The following is a 25,291-nucleotide window of genomic DNA, read 5'->3' on the forward strand; positions in this document are numbered from 1 at the left end:
AAAGCCCGAAAACGTGACCGACCTGTCCCATATCCGTAATTTCTCGATCATCGCGCATATCGATCACGGCAAGTCGACGCTTGCCGATCGGCTGATCCAGCGCACCGGGGGCCTCACCGACCGCGAAATGAGCGCGCAGGTGCTCGACAATATGGATATCGAGAAGGAACGCGGCATCACGATCAAGGCGCAGACCGTGCGCCTCGATTACACCGCGCGCAACGGCGAAACCTATGAGCTTAACCTCATGGACACGCCGGGGCATGTCGACTTCGCCTATGAAGTGTCACGCAGCCTCGCCGCCTGCGAGGGCGCCCTGCTCGTCGTCGACGCCGCACAGGGCGTTGAAGCGCAGACGCTGGCGAACGTCTACCAGTCGATCGAGCATGATCACGAGATCGTGCCCGTGCTCAACAAGATCGATCTGCCCGCCGCCGAGCCGGAAAAGGTCCGTGCCGAGATCGAGGAGGTGATCGGCCTCGACGCCTCCGAAGCGGTGCTCGCCAGCGCCAAATCGGGCATCGGCATCGACGACATTCTCGAAGCCATCGTCGCCAAGATCCCGCCGCCCAAGGGCGATCGCAATGCCCCGCTGGAAGCGATGCTGGTCGACAGCTGGTACGACCCCTATCTGGGCGTCGTCATCCTGGTGCGCGTCGTCAACGGCGTGATCAAGAAGGGCCAGGCGATCAAGTTCATGATCGGCGGCACCGAGCATCTGATCGACCGCGTCGGCTGCATGCGCCCCAAGATCGAAGCGCTGCCCGAACTCGCCGCCGGCGAGATCGGCTTCATCACCGCGCAGATCAAGGAAATCGCGCAGACCCGTGTCGGCGACACGATCACCACGGTCAAGAACGGCGCCACCAAGCCGCTGCCGGGCTTCAAGGAAGTCCAGCCCGTGGTGTTCTGCGGCCTCTTCCCGGTCGATGCGAACGACTTTGAAAAGCTGCGCGAATCGATCAGCAAGCTGCGCCTCAACGACGCCAGCTTCTCGTTCGAGATGGAAACCTCGGCGGCGCTCGGCTTCGGCTTCCGCTGCGGCTTTCTCGGCCTGCTCCACCTGGAGATCATCCAGGAACGGCTGACGCGCGAATATGATCTCGATCTCATCACCACCGCGCCGTCGGTGGTTTACGAGATGCACATGAAGGACGGGACCGTGAGGCATCTTCACAACCCGGCCGACATGCCCGACCCCAACCATATCGAACTGATCGAGGAACCCTGGATCGAGGCGGTGATCTACTGCCCCGACGAATATCTCGGCTCGATCCTCAAGCTCTGCCAGGATCGCCGCGGTATCCAGAAGAACCTGACTTATGTCGGTGGCCGCGCGCAGGTGACCTACGAACTGCCGCTCAACGAAGTGGTGTTCGACTTTTACGATCGCCTGAAATCGATTTCGCGCGGTTATGCGAGCTTCGACTATCACCAGATCGGCACGCGCGAGGGCGACCTCGTCAAGATGAGCATCCTGGTGAACAGCGAGCCGGTCGATGCGCTGAGCATGATCGTCCACCGTTCGGCCGCCGAAGCGCGCGGCCGCCATATGTGCGAGCGGCTGAAGGACCTGATCCCCCGCCACCTGTTCAAGATTCCGATCCAGGCCGCGATCGGCGGCAAGGTGATCGCGCGCGAAACGATCGCCGCGATGCGCAAGGACGTGACCGCGAAATGCTATGGCGGCGACATCAGCCGCAAGAAGAAGCTTCTCGAAAAGCAGAAGGAAGGCAAGAAGCGCATGCGCGAATATGGCTCGGTCCAGATTCCGCAGGAAGCCTTCATCGCCGCGCTGCGCATGGGCGACGAAGGCTGATTTCAGCCTTATCGCAAGGATAAAAAAGGGCGGCCATTGGCCGCCCTTTTCTTATGCCGCACCAATCGCTCGCGCAGTTCCCGGCTCAGAGCCGCTCAATTTTGCGGGCGGCTTCGTCGATCAGTTCGACGGCTGCGTGCAGACGCTCCCGGTCCAGTCCCTCGCCCAAACGGTGCTGCAACACCGAACGCAGGTTCTGCATCGCGCGGCGGACGGGCACTGAATCGGTGCGCTCACGCATCTCGCCCAATGCGCGCAGTCGCGCGAACAGATGCACCACCGCATCGGCGTGCTCGGCCAGATGGGCACTGCCCTCAGCCGTAATCGAAAAGCGTTTGCGAGCCCCATCGGCCTGTTCGCAAATCAGGTCCATTTCCCCGAGCAAGGTGAGCGTCGGATAAACAACCCCGGGGCTTGGCGCATAGGCCCCGCCCGTCAGTTCCTCGATTGCACGGATCAGATCATAGCCATGGCGAGGATTCTCCTCGATCAGCTTGAGGAGCACCAAGCGTAGTTCCCCGCCATCGAACACACGCTGACGACGGCCACCGCCGCGCCCCCGGCCCGGGCTGGTCCCGAACTCCTCGCCAAAGCCCCCAAAGCCTCGGGGACCGAAACGGTGCGCATGGCGGCCATGATGCCCACCACCCGAACCGCGCTTCATATATGCACGATCAAACATTCTCATCTCTTCCGACTCATTCATGATGCAACTAAGATATATCTTAATTACATCAGCGCAAGATCGATTGAGATATATCTTAGTACCGTCGAAAATAGACGTCTCCGAAAGCTCAGCCCGTCAGGTGCTGCACGGCGCGGTAGGCGAACACCATGCTCGACCCGATGGGATTGCCGCCACCGGGATAGGTTTTACCGCTCACCGCCGCCATCGTGTTGCCGGCCGCGTAGAGCCCCAGGATCGGATCGCCGGTGCGGTTCAGCACCTGCCCCCAGACATTGGTGACGAGCCCCCCCTTGGTCCCCAGATCAGACAGGCCAAGCGCAACCGCGTGATAGGGCGCTTTTTCGACCGGAGGCAGAACCGATGCCGGATCGGCGCTCTGCGCGAAGAACCGGTCATAGGGCTCCTCGCCGCGCGCAAAATCGGCGTCATGCCCTTGCGCTGCAAACTGGTTGAACCGCGCAACCGAGGCCTCAAGCGCGTCTGCAGGCACGTCGATGGTCGCGGCCAGCGTCGCCAGATCGGGCGCGCTGTGCCAGAGGCCCGCCGCACGATATGCCTCCGGGTCGGCGAGCGGAATGGTGACGGCGGCGATCGGAAGCGTACCGCCCTGACGATCGTCAAAGACTAACCAGAAACGCGGCAGGCCGGTCTCGCCCTCCACATTCGCCAGCATCTCGCGACCGAGCCGGTCATAGGGCAGCACCTCGTTGGTGAAACGGTTGCCCAGTCGATCGACGATCAGCCCTTCCATGATCCCTACGAAAAAGGACGAACTGCCATCGGGGTTGAGCAGCCCGGGGGACCACCAGCATTCGCCCATCAGCGCGCTATCCGCGCCGATCGCCATCGCGGCGCGGTGCGCCTGGCCCTGGCTGCCGGGCGCGCCCATGCTCCACCGCGCGGGTGTGCGGATTCCGGCATCCGCGCGCATCGCGTCATTGCGTTCGAACCCACCCGCCGCAAGCAACACCCCCTGCCGTGCCATGACCGTGCGCTGCACGCCGCCGCTTTCGACCACCGCGCCGAGCACGCGGCCATCCTCCTCGATCAGCGAGACGAGCGCGGTATCCGCCAGCAGCCGAACATTGTCCTTCTTGTCGAGCGCGATCAGCAGGCGCCCGATCAGCGCCTGTCCGCCGTTCAGTTCGGCATCCTCGGCAACCACCGCCTCCGCGTCTTCATATTCGAGCGGAAACGGCGCGCGCAGCCGGTGACGCAGATCATCGCCCAGCGCCGCCGCACCGATTTCGAGCGGAATGATATGCCGCCCCTCGGCAGACGCGCCGGGAATCGTGCCGTAATAATCGGGCCAGGGGAAAACCTGGAACTTCAGGTCGGGATCGGTCTCCAAATAGTCGATCAGGTCGCGCCCGGTTTCGACATAGGCATTCTGGAGCGCGCGCGGCGTCTCGTCGCCCACCACCGCGTGATAATAGCCGCGCGCGGTTTCCAGATCATCGGGACAGCCGGCGCGGCGCAGCACCGCATTGCCCGGAAACCACATCCCGCCGCCCGAATAGGCGGTGGTGCCGCCGAACCGGCCGGTCGATTCAATCACGAGAACGTCGAGCCCTTCGCGCGCAGCGGCATAGGCGCCGGTCAGCGCCCCGCCGCCCGATCCCACCACCAGCAGATCGCACTTGTCCCCGCCCAGCCCGTTCGTCATCGTTCAAATCCCCTTCGCTTCATCCCCCGTTGAAGCGGGAAAGCACCACAGGGCCAAGACGGGGATTGTTGCGAACTTCGCCCATTTTTGAGCGGATATGCGTGTGTTGGGGAAAGCCCTATTCGGCCGGGGCGAAATGATCCGGATGCGCCGCGTTGAACGCATCGAGCGCGCAGCAATTGGCGTCGATCCGCGCTAGATTGGGAAAATCGTCGAGCCGCAGTTCGAACCGGCGGGCATTGTACATTTGGGGGACAAGGAAGATATCCGCCGCATTGGGCGCGTCCCCGCCCAGAAAGCGCCCCGCGCCCTGCGCCATGCGTTCCAGCGCGGCAAAACCCTCGGCAATCCAGTGCTGGATCCAGCCGATCCGCTTTTCCTGGTCGATCGCGAGATTGTCACGCAGCCAGTTGAGCACGCGCAGATTGCCGAGCGGATGGATATCGGCGCCGATCACCAGCGCCTGCGCCATCACCGCGGCACGCTCAGCAGGGTCCTTCGGGAAGAACGGGGGCTCGGGATGACGCGCGTCGAGATAGTCGATGATGGCGAGCGACTGGGTGAGCTTATGGCCATCGATCTCAAGCGTCGGCACAAAGCCCTGCGGATTGCGGGCAAGATTGTCGATGCTCTTCTGCTCGCCCTTCAAAAGCGAGATATCGTGCCGCTCAAAGGCCAATCCCTTGAGGTTGAGCGCAATGCGCACGCGGTAGCTGGCGGAGGAGCGGTAATAATCGTGCAGTCGGATCATGTGCCGTCTCCATGCCCGGTGAGTGCGAGCAGCGCGAAGCTCGCCAGCCAATGCTCGCCCATATAATCGCCCGCGACATGCGGCAGGCTCGCCGCAAGATGCGCCTCGGCGGTGCGTTCGCCAAGCGCGGCAAAGGAGGGATCGCCATCCGCCGCGATCGCGCGCCAGCACCAGGCGCGGCTGAGGTTGAACCCGTCGAGATGCGCGATCTTGCCATCGCTGCGATCGGAAACCATGGCGGGGGTGAACAGGCTTTGCGGCTGGCCTTCGTCAAGCCCCGGCAAAAAGCCTGCAAACCATTCGGCAAACGCGGCACCGTCCAGCACGCGCTTCATGCACAACGCCTCGATCATCGCAGAAGACAGGAATTCATCACCCCCCGGTTCCCAGCCGGGGCAGCCGCGATCGCCGCCATAATAGCTTTGCGCGCGTTCACGGATCAGCGCGGCCAGTGGTGCATCGTGCGCCTCTGCCCATTCCAGCGCGAGGACAAGCGCAAAGGCCGTGCTGTAATGCGTGCCGGTACGGATCGGATAGGTCTGGCGTGGCAGGAAATGGCGGAAGCGATCGGCAAAGGCGCGCGCCAGCGGCTCCAGCGCCTCGGCCCATTCGCCGTCCGCGTGACGCGCCGCTTCGCCGTGGAGCGCGAGCAGCCATGCCCAGCCATAGGGGCGCTCGAACCCGCCGGTATAGGCGCGGTCGAGATAGGCGAGCTCGCCCGCCACCTTGTACGGGACGAGCATCTCGTCGGCGAGTGCGCGGATCTGCGCGGCCTCGGCAATCTCGGGGAAAAGCCGGCGCAGCCGCAGCAGCATCCAGTACCCATGGACGCAACTATGCCAGTCAAAGCTGCCGTAAAATATCGGGTGCAGCGCCTTGGGGCCGAGCACATCCTCCGGCCCGTCCATGACATGATCCAGCTTGTGCGGATATTCGCGGCGCACATGGCCAAGCGCGATTGACGCGAAGCGGGAAGCGATTTCGGGGGTAAGGCTGTAGGTCATCAGAACGCCAGAAAATAGATGATGAGAAGATTGCACAGGAGCAACGGCAACGCCGTGCCCAGTTGCGCGCGGATCACGCCGTTGCGGTCCTTCAGCTCAAGGAGCGCGGCGGGAACGATGTTGAAATTGGCCGCCATCGGGGTCATCAGCGTCCCGCAGAAGCCGGCAAGCATGCCGACCGCGCCGATCACGGCCGGGTTGCCGCCAAAACCCTGGATCAACACGGGCACCCCGATCGCCGCCGCCATCACCGGAAAGGCGGCAAAGGCATTGCCCATCACCATGGTAAACAGCGCCATGCCAAGCGCATACACACTAACGGCGGCGAACAAATTGCCCGCAGGCAGGGTCTGTTCGGCCAGTTCGCCGATGATCTGCCCCACCCCACCCAGCGCGAAGACGACGCCGAGCGATGCCAGCATCTGCGGCAGGATTGCCGCCCAGCCGACCGAATCGATGAGGCGGCGCCCTTCCTCAAGCGGGGCAAGCGCGGGCGGCCGCAACCACGCTATGGCAAAGATCAGCGCGCCGAGCGCGCCGAGGCCCAGAAGTATCAGCGTCACCCATTTGGCCTCGAATATCCCCGAATTGCCGAAGGGCGTGTAATTGTAGAGGAGCGTCCCGACCAGCGCCACGACCGGGATGATGAGCGCGGGCACGAACAGCCCGTTGCCGAGATGACGGGCCATCGCGTTGCGCTCCGCGAGCGAGGTCGTTTCCGGTGCCCCCCGCCCGATCAGCCCGAAACCGGCAAGGCCGACAAGGCAAAGCACCAGCACGCCATTGCCGAAATCGCCCAGCCGGTCACCGGCGAAAAAGCTGATCGCAAGCAGCCCCCAGAACGCGGCATTGCCCAGCCGTTTCGCATTGCCGCGATCCCGCGCGCTGAGCACAGCAAAGGCCGCAAACATCGCGCCGGCCAGCGCATAGAGCCAGGTGAGCGTGATCATCGACGCACCAGCCTTTTGGACGCCGCCCCCTTTTTCGACAGCCGCCGATCGAGCCAGAACAGCCGCGCACCGTGGATCAGGAAGGCGAGGATCGCGGTCGGGATCGCCCAAACCGAAAGCTGGAGCGGCGCCAGTTCGATCCCATAGGTTTCCAGCGTGCCCTTGATCAGCAGGATCGAGGCGATGGCGATGAAGATATCCTCGCCAAAGAACAGCCCGATATTGTCGGCGGCGGCGGCATGCGCCTTCACCTTTTCGCGGGTCTCATCGTCCAGTGCCCCAGTCTGCGCCTCGGCCGCAGCCTCCGCCATCGGGGCAACGAACGGCCGCACCGTCTGCGCATGCCCGGCGACCGAGGTGAGCCCCAGCGCGGCGAGCCCCTGCCGGATCGCGAAATAGAAGAAGAGCAGCCGCCCGGTCGTCGCCCCCTTCAGCCCGGCGATGAGCGCACGCGCACGCTGCTGCAGGCCGTAACGCTCGAGCAACCCGATCACCGGCAACACGATCCAGATGATCGAGACATAGCGATTGTCGTTGAACGCGCGCCCCAGCGCCTCGATCACGCTGGGCAGGTCGAGCCCGGCGGCAAGCCCGGTGGCCAGCGCCGCCACGGTCACAACAAGCAGCGGATTGAACCGCAGCACAAAGCCGATGACGACGATCAATATCCCGATAAGCGGCAGATAATGCATCATGCGCCGTAGCCCCCGCCGCCCGGTGTTTCGATGATGAAGCTATCGCCCGGCGCCATCTCGGCCGAGGCGGTTGCCGGCAGGAATTCCTCGCGCCCATCGGCCCGCACCACGCGGTTGATGCCGGGGTGGCCATCGCCGCCGCCGTTCAGCCCTTTTGGGGCGGTGCTGCGCCGGTTGGAGAGGATGCCCGCGCGCATCGCGTCGCGGAAACGGATCGCCCGTACCACGCCGTCGCCGCCCTTCGCGGCCCCCGCCCCACCCGAACCGCGCCGGATCGCAAACCGATCGACCAGCACCGGAAAGCGCGTTTCGAGGATTTCGGCGTCGGTCAGCCGGCTATTGGTCATGTGCGTCTGCACCGCGCTGGCGCCATCAAAACCGGGGCCGGCGCCAGCGCCCCCCGCGATGGTCTCATAATATTGATATGCCTCGTTGCCGAAGGTGAAGTTGTTCATCGTCCCCTGCGATCCGGCGAGCGCGCCCGTCGCGGCAAAGAGCGCGTCGGTGATCGCCTGGCTCGTCTCGACATTGCCCGCGACCACCGCTGCCGGGTAGCGCGGGTTGAGCATCGATCCTTCGGGCACGACCAGTTCGATGGGGCGCAGGCAGCCGTCGTTCATCGGGATCGGATCGTCGATCAGCGTGCGGAACACATACAGCGTCGCCGCGCGGCAGATCGAATAGGGCGCATTGAAATTGTCGGGGAGCTGCGCGCTCGTCCCCGTGAAGTCGATCCGGGCGGAGCGCGCTTCGCGGTCGACCGTGATCTGCGTCGCGATCACCGCGCCATTATCCATCTCGATCCGCGCCGCGCCGTCGGACAGCCCCGCGATCAGACGGCGCACCGCTTCCTCTGCACTGGCGATGACATGGCGCATATAGGCGTGGATCACCCCCGCCCCATAGTCACCCGCGATCCGCGCCAGTTCGGCGCTGCCGCGTGCGCAGGCGGCCACCTGCGCCTTCAGATCCTCGATATTGCGATCCGGGTTGCGCGCTGGCCACGCCCCCGTCGCCAGCAACGCGCGCATCTCGGTTTCCAGAAAGGCGCCGCGATCGACGAGCAGCATATTGTCGATCAGCACACCTTCCTCGTCGACGCTGCGACTGTTCGGCGGCATCGATCCGGGCGCGATCCCGCCGATATCGGCATGATGGCCGCGCGCAGCAACAAAGGCATCGGGCTCGCCCGCCCCGGTCAGGAACACCGGCATGATGACGGTGATATCGGGCAGGTGCGTGCCGCCGCGATAGGGCGCGTTCAGCACATAAGCGTCGCCGGGATGCATCCCGCGCCCGTCGCGCGCATCGCCCCGCGCCGCGATAATTGTGCGGATGCTGTCCCCCATCGATCCCAGATGCACCGGGATATGCGGCGCATTGGCGATGAGCGCGCCGTCCCGATCGAACAGTGCGCACGAGAAATCGAGCCGCTCCTTGATGTTGACCGAACTTGCCGTGTTCTGAAGCGCGATCCCCATTTCCTCGGCGATCGCCATGAACAGGTTATTGAAGATCTCGAGCATCACCGGATCGACGCTGGTGCCGATAGCGGGCGCGCTTTCGCGCGGCACCGCGCGGGTGAGGATGAGGTTGCCGATCGGATCGACCATCGCCTGCCAGCCAGGCTCGACCATCGTCGTCGCCGACGGATCGATGATGAGCGCGGGGCCCGTGATCACCTGTCCCTTCGCCAGCGCGGCGCGGTCGTACACGCCCGGTTCGATCTCGGCCTTTGCCCCCTGCTCGGGCGCCCGCAGCGCAGCCCCGGCATCGGCAGGGCGCCCCACGGCCTCGGCGATCAGCTTGTCGACGACGATCCCGGTTTCGGGCAACGCAAAGCCGAAACGCTGGCGGTGCCGAGCCTCGAAATCGGCGCGCATCAAGGGTGCCGTATCCAGCGCCACTTCGATCACCGTGTCGCTCCCCGCATAGCGCAGGCCCGCGCGCGCGATCATCTCGACCTCGGCAAAGGGCAGTTGCTGCGCGTCGAGCGCGGCGCGGGCATCATCCGCCAGCGCCTCGATGCGCGACAGATCGCCCGCCAGCGCCACCCCGGCGCTTTCCTCGCGCAGCACGCGCACATCGGCCAGCCCCATGCCATAGGCGGAAAGCACCCCCGCCAGCGGATGGATCATCACCCGCTCCATGCCCAGCGCATCGGCGACGAGACAGGCATGCTGCCCGCCCGCCCCACCGAAACAGGCAAGCGTGTAACGCGACACATCATGTCCGCGCGCCACCGATATCTGCTTGATCGCATTGGCCATACTCTCGACCGCAATGCGCAGGAAGCCGCGCGCCACTTCCTCGGGCGTCATCGGCATGCCCGTCGCGGCGGAGATCTCGCCCGCCAGCGCTTCGAACTGGACGCGCACGCGCTCCACATCGATCGGCTGATCACCATCGGGTCCGAACACCGCTGGGAAATGCGCGGCGCGGATCTTGCCGAGCAGCACATTGCAATCGGTTACCGTCAGCGGCCCGCCGCGCCGGTAACAGGCCGGTCCCGGCACCGCGCCCGCCGATTCCGGGCCTACGCGCAGGCGCTGGCCATCGAACGCGCAGATCGATCCGCCGCCCGCCGCAACCGTATGGATCTCTAGCATCGGCGCACGCACGCGCACCCCGGCCACCATGGTTTCGCCGGTCCGCTCATATTCGCCCGCATAATGCGACACATCGGTGGAGGTGCCGCCCATGTCGAACCCGATGATCCGGTCGCACCCCGCCTCGGCCGCCGTCTTCACCATGCCGACAATCCCACCCGCCGGGCCCGACAGGATCGCATCCTTGCCCTGGAAGCGCGCGGCGTCGATCAGCCCGCCGTTCGACTGCATGAAGAGCAGCCTTGTGTCCTGCCCCAGCGCGGCCACCACCTTGTCGACATAACGGCGCAGCACCGGGGAAAGATAGGCGTCGACCACGCTGGTATCGCCGCGTCCGACCAGCTTGATCAGCGGGCCGACCTCATGGCTCACCGAAATCTGGGTGAACCCCACTGCGCGCGCGATTTCCGCCAGCCGCGCCTCATGCGCACTCCAGCGCCAGCCATGGATCAGCACGATCGCGATCGCGCGAAACCCGTCGGCAAAGGCTTCGACAAAAGCGGCGCGGGCACCCTCCGCGTCGAGCGGGGCCAGCGTCTTGCCCTCGGCGGTCACGCGCTCGTCAATCTCGACCACGCGTTCATACAGCGGTTCAGGCAGGATGATGTTGCGCGCAAAGATATTGGGCCGCGCCTGATGGCCGATGCGCAGCGCATCGCCAAAGCCGCGCGTGATCGCCAGCAGCACGCGTTCGCCCTTGCGCTCGAGCAGCGCGTTGGTGGCTACGGTGGTGCCCATCTTGACGCTTTCAATGGCTCCGTCGCCATGCGTCGCCATCAGCCGGCGGATGCCCGCCACCGCCGCATCGTCATAGCTTTCGGGATTGTCCGAAAGCAGCTTGGCGGTGACGAGCGCGCCGTCGGAGCGACGCGCGACAATATCGGTGAACGTACCGCCGCGATCGATCGAGAAGGCCCAGTTGCTCACGGACGCGCCAGCACGCGCGCGGTGATCGCGTCCAGCTTGGCAAGCAGCGCCGGATCGCGCTTTTCGGGCGCGGTCATCAGCGCAACGTCGAGCACGGTATCGATCGGCGAGGCCGCACGCGTGGCGGGCAGGCTCTGCGCGAATTCGCGCACAAGGCGCTTGGCGGCATCGCCGTTTGCGCGCAGCTGCGCGATCACCGCGTCCACCTCGACATGATCCTCCCCGTCACGCCAGCAATCATAATCGGTGACCATGCCAACGAGCGCGAACGGCATTTCGGCCTCGCGGGCGAGCTTTGCCTCGGGCATCGCGGTCATGCCGATCACGTCGCAGCCCCAGCTGCGGTACATCAGGCTTTCGGCGCGGGTCGAAAATTGCGGCCCTTCCATCGCCAGATAGGTGCCGCCGTCATGGATATCAGCCCCCGCCTTGCGTCCGGCGTCGGACAGCATCGTCGACAGGCGCGGGCAGACCGGATCGGCCACCGAGACATGCGCGACCAGCCCGGTGCCGAAAAAGCTCTTGCGCCGTGCAAAGGTGCGGTCGATGAACTGGTCGACGACGACGAACTTGCCCGGCGGCAGATGTTCCTGAAGCGATCCGATGGCAGACAGCGAGATGATGTCGGTGCAGCCCGCGCGTTTCAGCGCATCGATATTGGCGCGCGCGTTGAGGTCGCTCGGCGCCAGCCTGTGGCCGCGTCCGTGGCGCGGCAGGAAAACGAATTTCACACCCGCGATCCGGCCGATGCGCAGCGCGTCCGAGGGCTGACCCCATGGGCTGTCGACGTTCACCCATTCGGCGTCCTCGAACCCGTCGATATCGTAAAGTCCCGACCCGCCGATTACGCCGATCACCCACTCGCTCATACTGACGCTACCCCCTGAAAAGTTCGGCAGCACATCAACACCTCAGGCGCGGTCTCGGCAAGGGCCTTCGTTCAGGGGCAGGTGCTCAGGAAGCGGGCATCGTGGCGATCCACTCACGCATCAGCGCAACCGCCTCGTCATGCACCGTCGCACGCCCCACTTCGGGCATGGCGATCCCCGGTTCGGCCGTGTTCATCCGGTAAAGAAGGATCGACTGGTCGGGATGCCCCGGCGCAATGTCGAGATCGAGCCCGCCCGATCCGCGTCCGGCCGCCACCGGCCGCTTGCCCACGCCAATAGCCACGCGGTCCTGTTCGTCATAGCCGAGGAACAGCCCCGAATTGCTTGCCGCGCCTGCGCGGCTATGGCAATGCGCGCAATTGACGTCGAGATAGGCGCGCGCGCGCTTGTCCACGCTGCCCGATGCCGGGTCGTCCCAACGCGGCAGGCGGGGGGCATCGGCAGGCACGGCATCGAGCAGGCCGCGTGCATAGAGCCGCTCGAGCCGCCGCCCGTCATTCAGGTTGCGCGCCCGGGGGCCGATGGGAATGATCGCCCCCGCCGCGCCGTGGCATTCCTTGCACTGGTTCTGGTTGGGCACCGCATAGCTGATCGCGCGCCGTGCGCCCTTCAGATCGGTCCACTGCACATCGATGCGCGTGCCGCCCCGGCGCAGCACCGCCTCAGTCCGCTCGGCATTCCAGACATAGGGGAGCGCAATCCATCCGTTCGCCCGGCGCAGCAGCACGCGCGTCTCCAATATCCGCACATCACGGTCGGGCGCGCGCATATCGGCGGGGTAGCCAAAGCTCTTGATCAGCGCGCTGCCCACGGGGAAATCGAGCACGCCGTCCGCCCGGTAGCCGATCTTCTGCCCCGGTGGGACATAGATGAACCGGAACTTCTCCGCATAATCCGAAAACAACGGGGTATTGAGCGTATAGGGCTCAACCCGCGCATTGGGCTGCGTCGCCGCCGCGTCGAGAAAGAACCGATATTCGGACAGGCGCTGCGGCAGCGCATCGCCCGTGATCACCGCATCGGCCACGCCCAGCGACGGGCTGGCGCTCACCAGTGCCAGCCACAGAAAGAGCGGCGCAAGCGGGCGGATCACCGGATCGCGGCCTCCATCGCCGCCGGCAGCACGACCGCGATCGGTTCGGCCAACGGAGCGCCGGCGGACAGGTCGACCCGCGCGGGCTGTGCCTCGGTCATCGGGGAATCGGGGCGCTTCAGGTTGAGCGAGAGCACGGGCACGTCCTCACGCACCTGGAGCACCGCCTTGCCCGCGCCCGTGCCATCCCACAGGATTGGCGGCAGGCTGCCGCCGAATGCCGCTGCCAGTTGCGCCCCGCCATCGAACCCCGGTGCCCACCCGGCCCGGCCATGATGGTTGTTGCGCACCACGATATCGCGGGCGAGCGGATCGTAATTCTTGTCGTCGAACGCCTGCTTGTACGCAATTACCATCACATTGGCGGTGGCATTGCCGCGAAAGCGGTTCTCGAACACATGGACGTTGCGATTGGCCATCACCATCACGCCCGTGCCCATCGGAACGCTCGCCACGATATTGCCCTTGGGGGCGAAATTGGGCGTGTCGTTTTCCGCCACGTCATTGTTGAACACGCGCACGCTGTGCCCGCCCATCTGCGGCAGGTTGGGCAGGTCGAAAACAAGGATCCCGCCGGTATTGCGCGTCGCCCGGTTGTTGTGGACGTCGGCGTTGTAGCTGTTCTCGATCTCGATCCCGGCGACGTTGAACATCGCGTTCGAATTGCGCACGACGATGTTCTTCGACTGGCCGACATAGATGCCCGCATCCGACGCGCCCTTCACGGTCACCGCGTCAACAAGCACATCGGTCGATTCCACCGGATAGACGCCGTAGGCGCCATTGGTGGCCTTGGGCCCGCCGGTCCACTCGACACGGACATTGTGATAGACGATCCGGTCGGCGCCCTTGGACTTGATCCCGTCGCCCTTCGAATCCTCGACCGCGAAATCGCGCAGCACGACATCGTCCGAGGTGACGAGCAGCCCCTCGCCCGCAGCCTTTTGTCCCTTGAAACTGAGCACCGTGGCATCCGGCCCCGCGCCGCGCACGGTGACCTTGCCCACATCGAGCGAGAGCCCATCGGTCAGGTCGAAGCGCCCCGCACCGATCTGGACGACATCGCCCGGTTCCGCCTCGATAAGGGCGGTCTGCAGGCGCTCCTGCGCATCCGCGCCCGCCTCCACCGAGATGATCTTTGCCTGAGCCGGGCCCGCGATCGTCGCGCAGCCAAGCGCCATCAGCGCCACCGTGCCGTTCAGCTTCATCCTCAGCACCCCTTGTTTCTGCCAGGGCTTGTCCTCGCCTAGGGATGAAGCGCGCTTACATGAATGTCAACGACGAGCACGCGCTTACAATTCGCGACAATTTTCCGGGGGTTCTGACAAAGTTGTGCGACAGTTGGCGCGCACTTTCTCCTCAACGCCACGTGGCGGAGTAAAGGAGTAAGTCACCATGAAAAAGTTCATCATCGCCAGCCTCGCCGCCACGCTACTCGCAACCCCGGTACTGGCAGCCCCCTATCAGAGCGGTGACCGCCACGATCGCACCGAACAGCGCCACGACCGCGTCGAACAGCGCCACGATCACCGCGCGCCCAACAAGAAGGTCGATTTCCGCAACTGGAAGAAAGGCGACCGGTTCGATCAGCGGCATGCGCACAACTACCGCGTGATCAAGAACCCCCGCGCCTACCGGCTGAATGCAGCACCGCGCGGCCATCAATGGGTCCGCTCGGGCAATGATGCGGTACTGGTCGCCTATAAGGGCAACCATGTCGCCAATGTGAAATACGGCGTGTTCCGCTGATCTCTTGACGAAGGGCCCCGGATCGCTCCGGGGCCCTCGGTTTTACGGGGTCAGGCCTGTTTGCCGACCAGGCTGCGCTTCATGCCATAAAGCAGATAGACGGCCAGTCCGGCCAGGTTCCAATAAACGAACCAGAGCTGCGTCTTCGTCGGCAGGCTGAAGAACAGATAGAGGCAGCCGAGAATGGCAACGCCGCCGACGAACCATGCCGCTGGCGTGCGGAACGGGCGATGCGCCCCCGGATCGCGCCGACGCAGCACCAGCATGCACACCGATACCGCGATGAACGCGACCAGCGTTCCCGAGTTGGCAAGCGCCGCGATCTCGTCGAGCGGCACCAGCCCGGCGATGATCGACACGAAAAGCGCGGTAATCAGCGTGATCCGCACCGGCGTGCCGCGCTTGGCCGAAATCCGCGCGAGCGCGGGCGGCAGGAAACCATCGCGCGCCATGACAAGGAAGATGCGGCTCTGCCCGTACAGGAACGCAAGCAGCACTGTCGGCAAGGCGATCACCGCCGCCGCCGCGACAACGGTCGCAACCCCCGCCTGATCGATCTGGCGCAGGATCAGCGCCAGCGGTTCGGGGCTGTTGGCGAACTGCAGGAAGGGCAGCGCCCCCACCGCTGCTGCCGCCACCACCATGTAGATGATCGTGCAAAGGAACATCGACCCGACGATGCCGATCGGCAGATCGCGTTCGGGCTTCTTGGTCTCCTCCGCCGCGGTCGAGATCGCGTCGAAACCGTAAAAGGCGAAGAAGATGATCGCCGCCGCCGCCATCACGCCGCGTTCGACGCCATCGGGGTTCATATGCTTGGCAAAGCCAAAGGGCATGAAGGGTTCAAGATTGGCCGCGTTGAAATGCGGCAGCGCCACCGCGACGAACAGCGCGAGCGTCGCGATCTTCACGATGACGAGCACCGCGTTCAGCGTCGCGCTTTCCTTGGTGCCCAGCATCAGGAGGCCAGCCACCACCGCGATGATGAAGATCGCGGGCAGGTTGACGATACCGCCCAGTTCGGGCCCCTGCGCCAGCGCCATCGGAAAACCGATCCACGCCTCCAGAAGCGGCGCGGCATAGCCCGACCAGCCCACCGCCACGGTCGACACCACCAGCGAATATTCGAGAATGAGGCTCCAGCCGACCACCCAGGCGAATACTTCGCCCAACACGCCGTAACTATAGGTATAGGCGCTGCCCGCCGCGGGCATCATCGTCGACATTTCGGCATAAGCGAGCGCGGCGCAGGCGCAGATGACGCCTGCGATCGCAAAGGAAACAAGCACGGCGGGCCCGGCGCGGTCCGCTCCCACACCGATCAGCGTGAGGATACCGGTACCGACGATCGCGCCCACGCCCAGTGCCACGAGATGCGGCCAAGAGAGCGAGCGCGTCATGCGGTGCTCGTGCGGCTGATCCTCCCCCGTCAAGATCGCCTTGCGGCGTAATAATTTGTTCATGCGACCCCTCTGATTCAAACGACGAGGATAAACGCGCGCTCCCACACACGTCGAGAGGGGGCATCAATAGTCCGGATCGTCCATCCAGGGCGCGAAATGCGGCATGTCCGCCGAGACGCGATCGGGATAAGCGGACGCACGTTTTTCCAGAAAGGCGGTTATTCCCTCCTTCGCGTCATTGCTGCGACCACGCGAATACATGGCGCGACTTTCCAGCCGGTGCGCCTCCATTGGGTGGCTCGCGCCCATCATCCGCCACAACATCTGACGCGCCAACGCCACCGAAACCGGTGCGGTGTCATTGGTCAGCGACCGGGCAAAGGCGCGCGCGGCGGGCAACAGATCGTCGGGCCCATGCACCGCGCGAACCAGCCCCCCGCGTTCGGCTTCGGCAGCGTCGAACACCCGGCCCGAATACACCCATTCCAGCGCCTGCCCGATGCCGACGATGCGCGGCAGGAACCAGCTCGACGCGGCTTCGGGGACGATCCCGCGCCGCGAAAAGACGAAGCCAATGCGAGCGGCCTCGCTCGCCAGCCGGAAATCCATCGCCAACGTCATCGTCGCGCCGATGCCCACCGCCGGGCCATTGATCGCGGCGATCACGGGCTTTCGGCAGTTGAAGATGCGCAGTGTCAACATGCCGCCGCCATCACGATATGCGCTGTTACCCACAGCCTCGGGATTCCACCCGGCACGCTTTTCATAATCGAACGTCGAGGCGCCGGCCGACAGGTCTGCGCCCGCACAAAAGGCACGCCCCGCGCCGGTCACGATCACCGCGCGCACCGCGTCGTCCGCATCGGCCAGGTCGAATGCCGCGATCAGTTCGTGCATCATCTCGCGGGTAAAGGCGTTCAGCTTGTCGGGCCGGTTGAGCGTGATCGTCAGGATCGCGTCTTCAATATCGGTGCTGATGGTCGAGAATTCGGGCATTTGCACATCCCTCCCCTGTCGGGGCGGTCTGCCTGCCGCCCGCCGGTGCATCCTATGCCCGGCGCGGCGGCGCGCAACCCGGTCAACGCGGCAGCGATGCTCCCGCCATCGCGCGCAACTGCTGGCAGGCCTGCGTCTTTTTCGCGGGCGTAACCGCCAAGAGCTGCGCTTTCGCCTTGTCGTGTGCAGCCTTGAAATGGGTCTCGAACTCCGCCGCCGAAATTCCCTGCGCCGCCGCGGCGGCCTTTTGCTGCTGCTTGCGCTTCAGCAGATCGGCATCGCTATAATCGCCGCACAGCCGCCCGGCAGCGTCCAGCGTACCCGCAAGTTTCACCACCGGCAGCATCGTTTCGCGCTGGGCGACCGCGCTTGCCGGGGCGATCAACGCCGCCGCCATCATGCTGACCGTCACACCCCACGTAATCTTCCGGCCCATCGTCATCTGTTCATCTCCGCTAGTGCTACACAGCCCCTCTCTCCCAGCAATTTTGATCTTGAACAATGGCTTAGGCCACATCTCGTCGATTTCGGCGCTGGAAGCGCCCGGCAAAGTTGACGAATGCCGCGCGCTTGCCGACAAGTCGGCGCATGACCGACACGATCCGACTGCACGAAAGCTGGAAAACGCCGCTCAAGGGGGAGTTCGACAGCCCCTATATGCACACGCTCAAGCAGTTTCTGGTCGATGAGAAGGCTGCCGGAAAGCAGGTCTTCCCGCGCGGCAGCGAATATTTCCGCGCGCTCGATCTCACCCCGCTCGATCAGGTAAAGGTCGTGATCCTCGGGCAAGACCCCTATCATGGCGAAGGACAGGCGCATGGGCTGTGCTTCAGCGTGCGGCCGGGGGTGAAGACGCCGCCGTCGCTGGTCAACATCTACAAGGAAATGGAGGCCGATCTCGGCCTGCCGCGCGCGCGGCACGGCTTTCTCGAACATTGGGCGCAGCAGGGTGTGCTCCTGCTCAACAGCGTGCTGACCGTCGAGATGGCACGCGCCGCCTCGCATCAGGGCAAGGGCTGGGAAAAATTCACCGATGCGATCATCCAACAGGTGAACGCGCTCGACCGACCTGTCGTGTTCCTGCTCTGGGGGGCCTATGCGCAGCGCAAGGCCGCCTTTGTCGATCCGACGCGCCATCTGGTGCTGAAGGCGGCGCACCCGTCGCCGCTCTCGGCGCATAACGGTTTTTTCGGCTGCCGCCATTTTTCGAAGGCCAATGCCTTTCTGGCCGAACATGGGCAGACGCCGATCGATTGGGCGCTTCCGGACACTCCCGAAAGCGCCTGATCGACCGGGCGTCACGCCTCCCCGGCAAGATCAGTCGCTGATCTCGCCGCTTACAATCGCATCCTCGGGCTTCAGGCCGGCGAGCCCGTTCGCCTTCAGGTCGGCGAGCTTCACGCGGTGCAGATGCACCGGCGGCGGATCGCCCGCGGGCTTGATCATGCGCAGGCTCATCCCGCCATGGACAAGTCCGTAGGGGTCAACCCAGTTGCCGCCCAGACCCGGGTCTTCGGGCGCGATCACGATCAGGATCGAACCATCGTCGAGCGGCTTGGCCGTCGCGATCGTCACATGTCCCTGGCCCTCTTCGTAGTTGTCGAGATTTTCCTGCCAGATGTTGCACAGCTGGAAGATCCAGAAATCGCTCTGCGGCGGGGTGAAGCGCAGCACCAGCGCCTCGTCCTCGGCGCGGTCCCAGGTGCCGAAGCCGTGATGGCGATCCGGCACGCCGCCATTGCTCAGATACACCGCGCGCGAAAAGCGGATGCGGTTCGGCCGCTTCGATAGATTGTCCTGCCACCAGCTGCGCACCAGTTCGGCATAGCCCAGCGCCACCTGACCCGATTTGGCCAGCGCCTCGCTCATATGGCGGCCGTCGATCGGCTGCGGTGCCGCGCCGTCAAGGCGTTCGAGCGTCATGGTCGGCGGAATGGTGTTGGCGCGGTCGTCATAGACGGTGCGCACCAGCAGGCCGACGCAATCGGGCGTGATCGGCAGCCATGCCGTGCCGTCCGCGGGCTTGTTCTGCGAAACGATCACCTCGAAATTGCCGTCGGCGTCGAAAGTGATCGAGTCGCTCTGGATCATGCCGGTGGTGTTGAGCAGCGCGGGATCGAATTCCTTCAGCCCTTCCACGCCGCGGGCAGCCCAGTCACGTTCGCCGATATCCGCCGGCTGGTTCGCGCGCCAGGCGCAGATGACGAAATAGGGCAGCGTGCCGCGGTTGCCGGTGATCCGGTATTCGAGCGATCCGTCGACGAATTCGGCGAGCAGATGGTCCTGATTGGGCGACTGGAAGTTGATGCTCTGGCGCCACGGCGTGTCGCGCAGGCGCGGCCGGGTCACTTCGCCATTTTCGACGAAACGCTCAAAGCCGTTGCGCACGAGGCGCGTCATGAAGCGATACCATTCCACGCGGTCGCGGTCGTTCACATCGTCGCCGAACGCGTCGATCATGTGCCCGGCATTGCGCAGCATATCGCAGAAATCGTCCCATGCACGGCCGGAAAGCAGGCGTTCGGATGCAGCGTCGGTCATTCGGCGTCTCCAAATCGGATAAGAATCTTGGCGGCCTTTTCGGTGTCGGCGGCCAGGGCGAAGGCAGTGTCGAATTCGGCAAAGTCGAAACGGTGGCTGACCAGCGGCGCGGTATCGATCTCGCCGCGCGAAAGAATGCCCAGCACCTCCCCAAATTCGGTGGGATAGGCCATCGCCATGGTGATCTGCATTTCCTTGCCCAGCAGCCAGGCGAAGTTCACCGGCACATCGGCGTGATGGACGGCGACCACGGTCAGATGCGCGTGGAAACGCGCATTGGCGATGATCTGGGGAATGACCGGCCCGGCACCTGAAACCTCGATAAACTCGTCGGTGTCCACCACCGGCGCGCCGTACAGATTGGACCTGCCATGGGCGTTGCCGATCGCTTCCCAGATATCACCGTGATCGGGGTTGAGCGTCAGCGTGGCGCCCAGCGCCTTGGCGCGTTCCAGCCGCGCGTCCGAACGGTCGACCGCGATGACGTCGGTCACGCCGCGCAACCGCAGCATCGCGACGACGCCCAGCCCAATCGGCCCCGCGCCGAAGACGACGACCTTAGATCCCGCCTTGGCGCCCGACCGGTTCACGCCGTGCAGCGCCACCGACAACGGCTCGACGAGCGCGCCGCTTTCGAAATCGAGGCTGTCGGGCATCGGATAGACCATCGGATGCGAGGCGATGTCGCGGACGAGGATATAGGGCGCGAACGCCCCCTCGCCGCCGCCGCCGATCATATTGGCGTCGTTGGTGGGGTCGATCACGACGCGGTCGCCCACCTTGTGCCCGGCCACATCGGCGCCGGCCGCAACGATGGTGCCCGCAAATTCATGGCCCAGCGGCAAAGGCCCGTCATTGCCCACGGGCAGCCCACCCGCCTTGGCATAGCCGAGGTCGCTGCCGCAGATGCCGCATACCGCCACCTTGACGACGATGTCGCCCGGTCCTGGTACGGGCATCGGCACGCTGTCGCGACGCACATCGTTCACGCCGTGGACCGAGATGCGCTCGATCGTGCTGGCCATATTCATCCGATCTTCTCCTGCCGTACGGGGAAGGCATCGTAATAAAAGGCGAAGCGTTCACGCATCGCGGCCACGTCGACGCCGAAATGACCCGGTAGGTCATATTGCACGCTGCCATGCTTGCCGCGCGGATTGGCGGTCAGATAATCCTGAATGCGCGCGGCCGCCGCGTCGGTCATGTCCAGCCCGGCGCGGTCATAGACACGGTCGATCACCGCCTGCTGATCCGACATATATTCGTGGAACATCACGTCGATCACCTGCCCTTCGGGCAGCTTGGCGCGGTCGCGCACGCAGGCGCGCAGCATGCGCTCGATCCGCGCCGTCCAATATTCGGCGAGCGCGGGCAGATCGAAATCCTTGCGGCGGATGCGGTCGCCATAAGCGATCATCGTGATCGCCGACTGGATCACCGCCACCGGATCGCGGTGGGTGATGATCACGGTCGCATCGGGATAGGTCGCCAGCACCGCAGGCAAGTTTTCCATATGCGGCGGCGATTTCATCACCCAGCGATTGGGGCCCTTCAGCCAGGTCATCGCCTGCAGCACGCGGCGGGCATAGCGATAATGCGGGGTCTGATCGTGGTTGTAATAATGTTCGCGCCATTCGTCCGGGCGCGACAGCCATTCGGGAAGGTAGGACGAGAAATCGATGCCCTGCAGATCGATATCCTCATGGACGTGATCGGGCGCCATTTCGTGCATCGCCGGCATCAGCGGCACCATCATCTCGAACCCGCCCCACATCGTGGCGGTGCGCTGGAAGCGGGGATCATTCTCGTCCCAGGTCACCGTCTCGGTCGCGGCCGGGATCGGCTCCATCGATTCCCACAGCTGCATCGAACGCAGGCGCGGGTCGGCGGCAAGGATGTTCACCAGATGCGTCGTGCCCGAACGCGGCAGGCCCGCGATGATGATCGGGCGGTCGATCTCGACATCGGCGATTTCGGGGTTCTTGGCGACGAGGTCTTCAAAGCGCAGGCGGGTGACGGCATAGCGCAGCGCTTCGCCGAACACGGTGGCCTGGCCCAGCGCATGCAGCCCGCTATCGGCGGCAAAGCTGCGCATCCAGATGTCGAGCCGCTCGCGGAAATCGGGCGCACCGAAATTGCTGAGCCCTGTCTGCGCGGTGGCGGCGGCAAGCACCGCCTCGCTGGTCAGGCTCACCGCGGGCGCGCCCGCAATGGCCTGTGCCTGCATCTCGCTTAACCGGGGCGCGCCGAGATCGTCGAGGATGATCGTCTTGGACATTGCGTTCACGTCCCCGTTCCTCAGCCCGAAACCGTGTAGCCGCCGTCGACGGGCAGCGTCTGGCCGACGATCCAGCTGGCCGCGTCGCTGGTCAGGAACAGCGCCGCGCCGGCGATATCCTCGGGGAAGCCCGCACGGCCAAGCGGGGTACGCATCAGCGTCGGTTCGGACCATTCGGGATTGGCGAGCGTGCCAGCGGTCATGCGGCTGTGGGTCAGCCCCGCGGCAACCGCGTTCACACGTACGTTGCGCTTTGCCCAGGACACGCCGAGCACGCGGGTCAGGCCGACAAGGCCGGTCTTGGCCGCGCCGTATCCGGGCACGATCTCGATCCCGAAGAACGAGCTCATCGACGCGATGCCGATCACCGATGCGCCGCCGGGCAGGGTCGACTTTTCAAGCTTTTCAAGGTTGCGGCGCGCCATGCGATAGCCGCCGGTGAGGTGCATGTTCACCGCACGCTCGAAAATCTCGGGTTCATATTCATCAAACCCCTGCGAGGGGAGCGCGAAGCCCGCATTGTTGATGAGGATGTCGAGCGCGTCGATCTGCCCCGCCACCGCGTCGATCGATTCCGCGCTTTCGATATCGAGCTGCAGATAGCGGTAGCCAGCAAGGTCCTCGCCATATTCGCTGGCCGAACCGCGCGTACCGGTGATCGTCACATTGGCGCCCGCATCGCGGTACGCCGCCGCAATTCCGGCACCGATCCCGCTGGTACCGCCGGTCACCAGAACATTGGCACCCGCGAAATCATAGGACACGTTCTTCCAGCCTGACGCCATCTTACATCCTCTCTACCGAGCATATTGATTTAATGACCATACACTATGTATAGGCACATGCATCTGTCAAGCAGCGTTGACGCAGGCACGACAACAACCGAAGGGAGTGGCGTGACAAACGAAACCGCACCGCAACTCGAAAAGCCGCGTCGCAAGGCGCCGGGGCGCAACGCGCTCCAGGAACGCCAGCGCGAGGAAACGCGCCGTCGTCTCGTCGAGGCGGCGGGCCGGGTGTTCGAGCGCAAAAGCTATGTCGATACCCGGGTCGAGGATGTTCTGGCCGAAGCCGGGGTCAGCCGCGCTACCTTCTATGCGCATTTCGACGGCAAGCTCGCACTCGTCTCGGCGATCGCGGCCGAGTTCATGCCGCAGTGGCGCAAGCTGTTCGATCGGCTGGTCGCAATGCCCGCCTTCACGCCCGAGGCGCTCGACGCATGGACCCGCGCCTATGTGGATATCTATCGGCGCAACGAGGCGACCTGTATCCTGCTCACCCAGGTCTCGGCGCTCGAAACCGATTTCTACTGGCAGCTTGCCGATGCGCAGGCCGCGCTGATCGACCAGCTGGCCGATCATATCCCCGCCTTCGCCCGCGCCCAGCAGGACGACGCGGTCGGCCGCAGCATGCGCGTGCGCGCGGCTCTCCTCCTCTCCCAGCTCGATCAGGTCAGCTATTTCCTCGCCGTTCGCCGCTGGAAGGCCGATCCCGAAGAAGGCATCCGGATCATGGCGGACCAGATCGGTTCTTTCCTGAACATGCGGGACTGACGCGACGGACCACGCGGGGCCCGTCGCAGGCAGCGCATTGCAAGTCCTAAATTAATTCGGTGCAAAACATTGTCATTTGCACCCGCATGCTCCTCGACACCGGGCGGGCTGGCGCATAGACGGGCTGCACACCACGTTTTCCGGCGTTCCCCGGTTCACCGAGAGCGTGGTACCCTTCCCCGGACTAGCCTCGCGGCGCGACATGCGCCCGATCTCTCCCCACTCGGGGAAGCGGATTGCATCGCGATCGCAGGATGACCGGCCTTTGGACCGATCATCCGCGCATCGTCAGCCTCAGCCCGTCGGCCCCGGCCCCAGCACCTCGATCTTGCCGATATGCGCATGGTTGCGCTTGAGGCGGTGAATCAGCCACCATTTGCCATCGACCCGGCGCCAGGTGTCGCTGTAATCGCCGACCGACGCAAAGCTCATGCCCTTCTTGTCGCCCGCGCCGGCATGGCGGTCGTCGACATAGGCGAAGCTCTTGGCATTATCCCCGTCGATCTCGATCACGATATTGCCAAGCATATGCTGGGTCGGCCCGCAATCGTCGAGGAAGGTGCGAATAAAGGCGACGATATTGGCGCGCCCGGTGATCAGGCCAAGGCCGAGATCGGCGGTCGCGTCCTCGACCATCACCTGATCGAGCAGCCCCCAGTCGCGGTCGTCCATCGCGCGGGCGACGGCAAAAAGCTGATGCTGGATCGCGCGTTCGTCGAGCAGCGTCTGGATATCCATGGCGATAACTCCTCAGGCCTTGTCGAGCGTGAAGTTGGACTCACCCCAATAGGCGGTCATCGAGGTGATGAGACCATCATCGTCAAAGGTCATCACGTCGAGCGTTTCGGTCCGAAATACCGTGTCATGGTTGATCGTGCGCGCGATATAGGCGGCGGCGCCGTTCGACCCCGCGATGCGCACCGCACCGTCCAGCTTCATCTCGATCCCGCCGCCCATCGCGTCGAAACCCGACTGGTAAAAGGCACGGATCGCGTCATGGCCAACATGCGCGGGCGAAGTGATGGGATCGAGCACGCGCGCATCGGCCGCGAACAGTGCAACGATGCCCGCGGTGTCGCCTGCGGTCAGCAGATCGCCATAGACCTCGAACACGCGGCGGATATGATCGGCGCTCACGCCCCCTGCGCCCTGCTCGGCAAGCATGGCCTTGGTAGCTTCAGGCAAATCGATCGTATCGGTCATGGCATCCTCTCCTGCGCGGCGCTTCTGCACCTCAAATTCTCGCAGGTTTAGACACCAAACATCGTGTATGGTCAACGCTCCGATCGCTCGTGCCGCGGCAATGGGCGCGACACGACATAAAAGGCGCTTCCGAGCAGAGAGAGCGCCACCAGCGCGATCAGCCAGGGCGTGGGGTGCGCGGTGAGAAGGAACAGCCCGAAGCCGAAGACCATGCCGGTGCACGCCGCGATCTTCGACCGGCGGCTGATCGCCCCCTCCTCCTGCCAGGCCAGGATCGGCGGGCCGAAACGCGGATGCTCGTGCAGCCATTTCTCCAGCCGGACCGAGGATCGGCTGAAACAGAAGGCGGCAAGGATCAGGAAGATGGTCGTGGGCAGAAGCGGCAGAAAGGCACCGATGACGCCAAGCGCCACCAGCAACAGCCCGAGGACCAGGTAGAAAGGCCTCACCACCGCATCATGGCCGGGTGCAGCGCC

At 64.6% G+C, this 25,291-nt stretch carries 24 protein-coding genes; 4 read left to right on the top strand and 20 right to left on the bottom strand.

Translation table 11 applies throughout. The features are described from left to right. Positions 1–13 precede the first annotated feature (13 nt). Positions 14–1,819 (top strand): translation elongation factor 4, encoded by a 1,806-nt coding sequence (gene lepA / locus QYC26_RS07200; protein WP_317514711.1) that lies wholly within the window; start codon positions 14–16, stop codon positions 1,817–1,819. Between the two features lie 85 nt (positions 1,820–1,904). On the opposite strand, the gene QYC26_RS07205 is transcribed toward lepA, so the two are convergent. From QYC26_RS07205 to QYC26_RS07250, 10 genes are all read right to left on the bottom strand, one after another. Next, complete coding sequence (locus tag QYC26_RS07205) at positions 1,905–2,501, bottom strand: PadR family transcriptional regulator (protein ID WP_317514712.1); 597 nt, start codon at positions 2,499–2,501, stop codon at positions 1,905–1,907. A gap of 112 nt (positions 2,502–2,613) precedes the next feature. Beyond that, positions 2,614–4,173 carry an FAD-dependent oxidoreductase gene (locus QYC26_RS07210; RefSeq protein ID WP_317514713.1) on the bottom strand — a complete coding sequence of 520 codons (1,560 nt, stop codon included), beginning with the start codon at positions 4,171–4,173 and terminating at the stop codon, positions 2,614–2,616. 118 nt (positions 4,174–4,291) lie between these two features. After that, positions 4,292–4,924, bottom strand: coding sequence for a maleylacetoacetate isomerase (maiA, locus tag QYC26_RS07215; RefSeq protein WP_317514714.1), 633 nt, complete (start codon positions 4,922–4,924; stop codon positions 4,292–4,294). After that, positions 4,921–5,928 (bottom strand): DUF2891 domain-containing protein, encoded by a 1,008-nt coding sequence (locus QYC26_RS07220; protein ID WP_317514715.1) that lies wholly within the window; start codon positions 5,926–5,928, stop codon positions 4,921–4,923. The genes maiA and QYC26_RS07220 overlap by 4 nt, the downstream gene beginning before the upstream one ends. Further along, a complete protein-coding gene (locus QYC26_RS07225) occupies positions 5,928–6,878 on the bottom strand; it encodes a DUF979 domain-containing protein (RefSeq protein WP_317514716.1) in 951 nt (316 codons plus the stop codon). The genes QYC26_RS07220 and QYC26_RS07225 overlap by 1 nt, the downstream gene beginning before the upstream one ends. Continuing rightward, positions 6,875–7,570: a DUF969 domain-containing protein gene (locus QYC26_RS07230; protein WP_317515021.1), complete on the bottom strand. Its 696-nt coding sequence runs from the start codon at positions 7,568–7,570 to the stop codon at positions 6,875–6,877. The genes QYC26_RS07225 and QYC26_RS07230 overlap by 4 nt, the downstream gene beginning before the upstream one ends. Then, positions 7,570–11,109 carry a hydantoinase B/oxoprolinase family protein gene (locus tag QYC26_RS07235; protein WP_317514717.1) on the bottom strand — a complete coding sequence of 1,180 codons (3,540 nt, stop codon included), beginning with the start codon at positions 11,107–11,109 and terminating at the stop codon, positions 7,570–7,572. Before QYC26_RS07235 ends, QYC26_RS07230 begins: the two co-directional genes overlap by 1 nt. After that, complete coding sequence (locus QYC26_RS07240; protein ID WP_317514718.1) at positions 11,106–11,978, bottom strand: S-methyl-5'-thioadenosine phosphorylase; 873 nt, start codon at positions 11,976–11,978, stop codon at positions 11,106–11,108. The genes QYC26_RS07235 and QYC26_RS07240 overlap by 4 nt, the downstream gene beginning before the upstream one ends. An 85-nt stretch (positions 11,979–12,063) precedes the next feature. Further along, positions 12,064–13,092, bottom strand: coding sequence for an SO2930 family diheme c-type cytochrome (locus QYC26_RS07245; protein ID WP_317514719.1), 1,029 nt, complete (start codon positions 13,090–13,092; stop codon positions 12,064–12,066). Next, on the bottom strand, positions 13,089–14,300 hold the full coding sequence (locus tag QYC26_RS07250) for a parallel beta-helix domain-containing protein (protein WP_317514720.1): 1,212 nt from the start codon (positions 14,298–14,300) through the stop codon (positions 13,089–13,091). Before QYC26_RS07250 ends, QYC26_RS07245 begins: the two co-directional genes overlap by 4 nt. 187 nt (positions 14,301–14,487) lie before the next feature. Here QYC26_RS07250 and QYC26_RS07255 point away from each other — a divergent pair, with 187 nt between their 5' ends. Then, entirely contained in the window at positions 14,488–14,841 is a 354-nt protein-coding gene (locus QYC26_RS07255; protein ID WP_317514721.1) for an RcnB family protein, read from the top strand. A gap of 50 nt (positions 14,842–14,891) precedes the next feature. Here the strand turns inward: QYC26_RS07255 and QYC26_RS07260 are convergent, their stop codons facing one another. The 3 genes from QYC26_RS07260 to QYC26_RS07270 all read right to left on the bottom strand — a co-directional run bounded on the left by QYC26_RS07260 (position 14,892) and on the right by QYC26_RS07270 (position 17,682). After that, complete coding sequence (locus QYC26_RS07260) at positions 14,892–16,304, bottom strand: amino acid permease (protein WP_317514722.1); 1,413 nt, start codon at positions 16,302–16,304, stop codon at positions 14,892–14,894. A 63-nt stretch (positions 16,305–16,367) separates the two neighbouring features. Further along, complete coding sequence (locus QYC26_RS07265) at positions 16,368–17,240, bottom strand: crotonase/enoyl-CoA hydratase family protein (RefSeq protein WP_317514723.1); 873 nt, start codon at positions 17,238–17,240, stop codon at positions 16,368–16,370. Between the two features lie 82 nt (positions 17,241–17,322). Next, entirely contained in the window at positions 17,323–17,682 is a 360-nt protein-coding gene (locus QYC26_RS07270) for a hypothetical protein (protein WP_317514724.1), read from the bottom strand. A 146-nt stretch (positions 17,683–17,828) separates the two neighbouring features. Here QYC26_RS07270 and ung point away from each other — a divergent pair, with 146 nt between their 5' ends. Continuing rightward, the gene (gene ung / locus QYC26_RS07275; RefSeq protein WP_317514725.1) at positions 17,829–18,527 is read left to right on the top strand and encodes a uracil-DNA glycosylase; all 699 of its coding nucleotides are present in this window, start codon (positions 17,829–17,831) and stop codon (positions 18,525–18,527) included. A gap of 30 nt (positions 18,528–18,557) precedes the next feature. On the opposite strand, the gene QYC26_RS07280 is transcribed toward ung, so the two are convergent. From QYC26_RS07280 to QYC26_RS07295, 4 genes are read right to left on the bottom strand one after another with little or no spacing between them, the layout of a single operon-like run. After that, on the bottom strand, positions 18,558–19,781 hold the full coding sequence (locus QYC26_RS07280) for a DUF1214 domain-containing protein (RefSeq protein WP_317514726.1): 1,224 nt from the start codon (positions 19,779–19,781) through the stop codon (positions 18,558–18,560). Next, entirely contained in the window at positions 19,778–20,812 is a 1,035-nt protein-coding gene (locus QYC26_RS07285; RefSeq protein WP_317514727.1) for a zinc-dependent alcohol dehydrogenase, read from the bottom strand. The genes QYC26_RS07280 and QYC26_RS07285 overlap by 4 nt, the downstream gene beginning before the upstream one ends. Beyond that, positions 20,809–22,059 (bottom strand): sulfotransferase, encoded by a 1,251-nt coding sequence (locus QYC26_RS07290; protein WP_317515022.1) that lies wholly within the window; start codon positions 22,057–22,059, stop codon positions 20,809–20,811. Before QYC26_RS07290 ends, QYC26_RS07285 begins: the two co-directional genes overlap by 4 nt. Positions 22,060–22,079: 20 nt before the next feature. After that, on the bottom strand, positions 22,080–22,844 hold the full coding sequence (locus QYC26_RS07295; protein WP_317514728.1) for an SDR family oxidoreductase: 765 nt from the start codon (positions 22,842–22,844) through the stop codon (positions 22,080–22,082). 111 nt (positions 22,845–22,955) lie between these two features. On the opposite strand from QYC26_RS07295, the gene QYC26_RS07300 reads away from it, so the two are divergent. Then, on the top strand, positions 22,956–23,612 hold the full coding sequence (locus QYC26_RS07300) for a TetR/AcrR family transcriptional regulator (RefSeq protein WP_317514729.1): 657 nt from the start codon (positions 22,956–22,958) through the stop codon (positions 23,610–23,612). 294 nt (positions 23,613–23,906) lie between these two features. On the opposite strand, the gene QYC26_RS07305 is transcribed toward QYC26_RS07300, so the two are convergent. The 3 genes from QYC26_RS07305 to QYC26_RS07315 form a co-directional block, all read right to left on the bottom strand. Continuing rightward, positions 23,907–24,350: a nuclear transport factor 2 family protein gene (locus QYC26_RS07305; RefSeq protein ID WP_317514730.1), complete on the bottom strand. Its 444-nt coding sequence runs from the start codon at positions 24,348–24,350 to the stop codon at positions 23,907–23,909. A 12-nt stretch (positions 24,351–24,362) separates the two neighbouring features. Then, entirely contained in the window at positions 24,363–24,815 is a 453-nt protein-coding gene (locus tag QYC26_RS07310; RefSeq protein WP_317514731.1) for a nuclear transport factor 2 family protein, read from the bottom strand. A gap of 71 nt (positions 24,816–24,886) precedes the next feature. After that, the gene (locus QYC26_RS07315) at positions 24,887–25,264 is read right to left on the bottom strand and encodes a YbaN family protein (RefSeq protein WP_317514732.1); all 378 of its coding nucleotides are present in this window, start codon (positions 25,262–25,264) and stop codon (positions 24,887–24,889) included. Positions 25,265–25,291: the final 27 nt, after the last annotated feature.

Origin of the sequence: Sphingomonas sp. C3-2 (genome assembly GCF_033025475.1) — a bacterium.
Classification (GTDB): Bacteria; Pseudomonadota; Alphaproteobacteria; order Sphingomonadales; family Sphingomonadaceae; genus Sphingobium_A.

Excerpts from the sequence above, each read along its gene's own strand:
- QYC26_RS07205 (WP_317514712.1), bottom strand. The coding sequence starts at position 2,501 with ATGTTTGATCGTGCATATATGAAGCGCGGTTCGGGTGGTGGGCATCAT.
- QYC26_RS07210 (WP_317514713.1), bottom strand. The coding sequence starts at position 4,173 with ATGACGAACGGGCTGGGCGGGGACAAGTGCGATCTGCTGGTGGTGGGA.
- maiA (WP_317514714.1), bottom strand. The coding sequence starts at position 4,924 with ATGATCCGACTGCACGATTATTACCGCTCCTCCGCCAGCTACCGCGTG.
- QYC26_RS07220 (WP_317514715.1), bottom strand. The coding sequence starts at position 5,928 with ATGACCTACAGCCTTACCCCCGAAATCGCTTCCCGCTTCGCGTCAATC.
- QYC26_RS07225 (WP_317514716.1), bottom strand. The coding sequence starts at position 6,878 with ATGATCACGCTCACCTGGCTCTATGCGCTGGCCGGCGCGATGTTTGCG.
- QYC26_RS07230 (WP_317515021.1), bottom strand. The coding sequence starts at position 7,570 with ATGCATTATCTGCCGCTTATCGGGATATTGATCGTCGTCATCGGCTTT.
- QYC26_RS07240 (WP_317514718.1), bottom strand. The coding sequence starts at position 11,978 with ATGAGCGAGTGGGTGATCGGCGTAATCGGCGGGTCGGGACTTTACGAT.
- QYC26_RS07250 (WP_317514720.1), bottom strand. The coding sequence starts at position 14,300 with ATGAAGCTGAACGGCACGGTGGCGCTGATGGCGCTTGGCTGCGCGACG.
- QYC26_RS07255 (WP_317514721.1), top strand. The coding sequence starts at position 14,488 with ATGAAAAAGTTCATCATCGCCAGCCTCGCCGCCACGCTACTCGCAACC.
- QYC26_RS07260 (WP_317514722.1), bottom strand. The coding sequence starts at position 16,304 with ATGAACAAATTATTACGCCGCAAGGCGATCTTGACGGGGGAGGATCAG.
- QYC26_RS07265 (WP_317514723.1), bottom strand. The coding sequence starts at position 17,240 with ATGCCCGAATTCTCGACCATCAGCACCGATATTGAAGACGCGATCCTG.
- QYC26_RS07270 (WP_317514724.1), bottom strand. The coding sequence starts at position 17,682 with ATGACGATGGGCCGGAAGATTACGTGGGGTGTGACGGTCAGCATGATG.
- ung (WP_317514725.1), top strand. The coding sequence starts at position 17,829 with ATGACCGACACGATCCGACTGCACGAAAGCTGGAAAACGCCGCTCAAG.
- QYC26_RS07280 (WP_317514726.1), bottom strand. The coding sequence starts at position 19,781 with ATGACCGACGCTGCATCCGAACGCCTGCTTTCCGGCCGTGCATGGGAC.
- QYC26_RS07285 (WP_317514727.1), bottom strand. The coding sequence starts at position 20,812 with ATGAATATGGCCAGCACGATCGAGCGCATCTCGGTCCACGGCGTGAAC.
- QYC26_RS07290 (WP_317515022.1), bottom strand. The coding sequence starts at position 22,059 with ATGTCCAAGACGATCATCCTCGACGATCTCGGCGCGCCCCGGTTAAGC.
- QYC26_RS07295 (WP_317514728.1), bottom strand. The coding sequence starts at position 22,844 with ATGGCGTCAGGCTGGAAGAACGTGTCCTATGATTTCGCGGGTGCCAAT.
- QYC26_RS07305 (WP_317514730.1), bottom strand. The coding sequence starts at position 24,350 with ATGGATATCCAGACGCTGCTCGACGAACGCGCGATCCAGCATCAGCTT.
- QYC26_RS07310 (WP_317514731.1), bottom strand. The coding sequence starts at position 24,815 with ATGACCGATACGATCGATTTGCCTGAAGCTACCAAGGCCATGCTTGCC.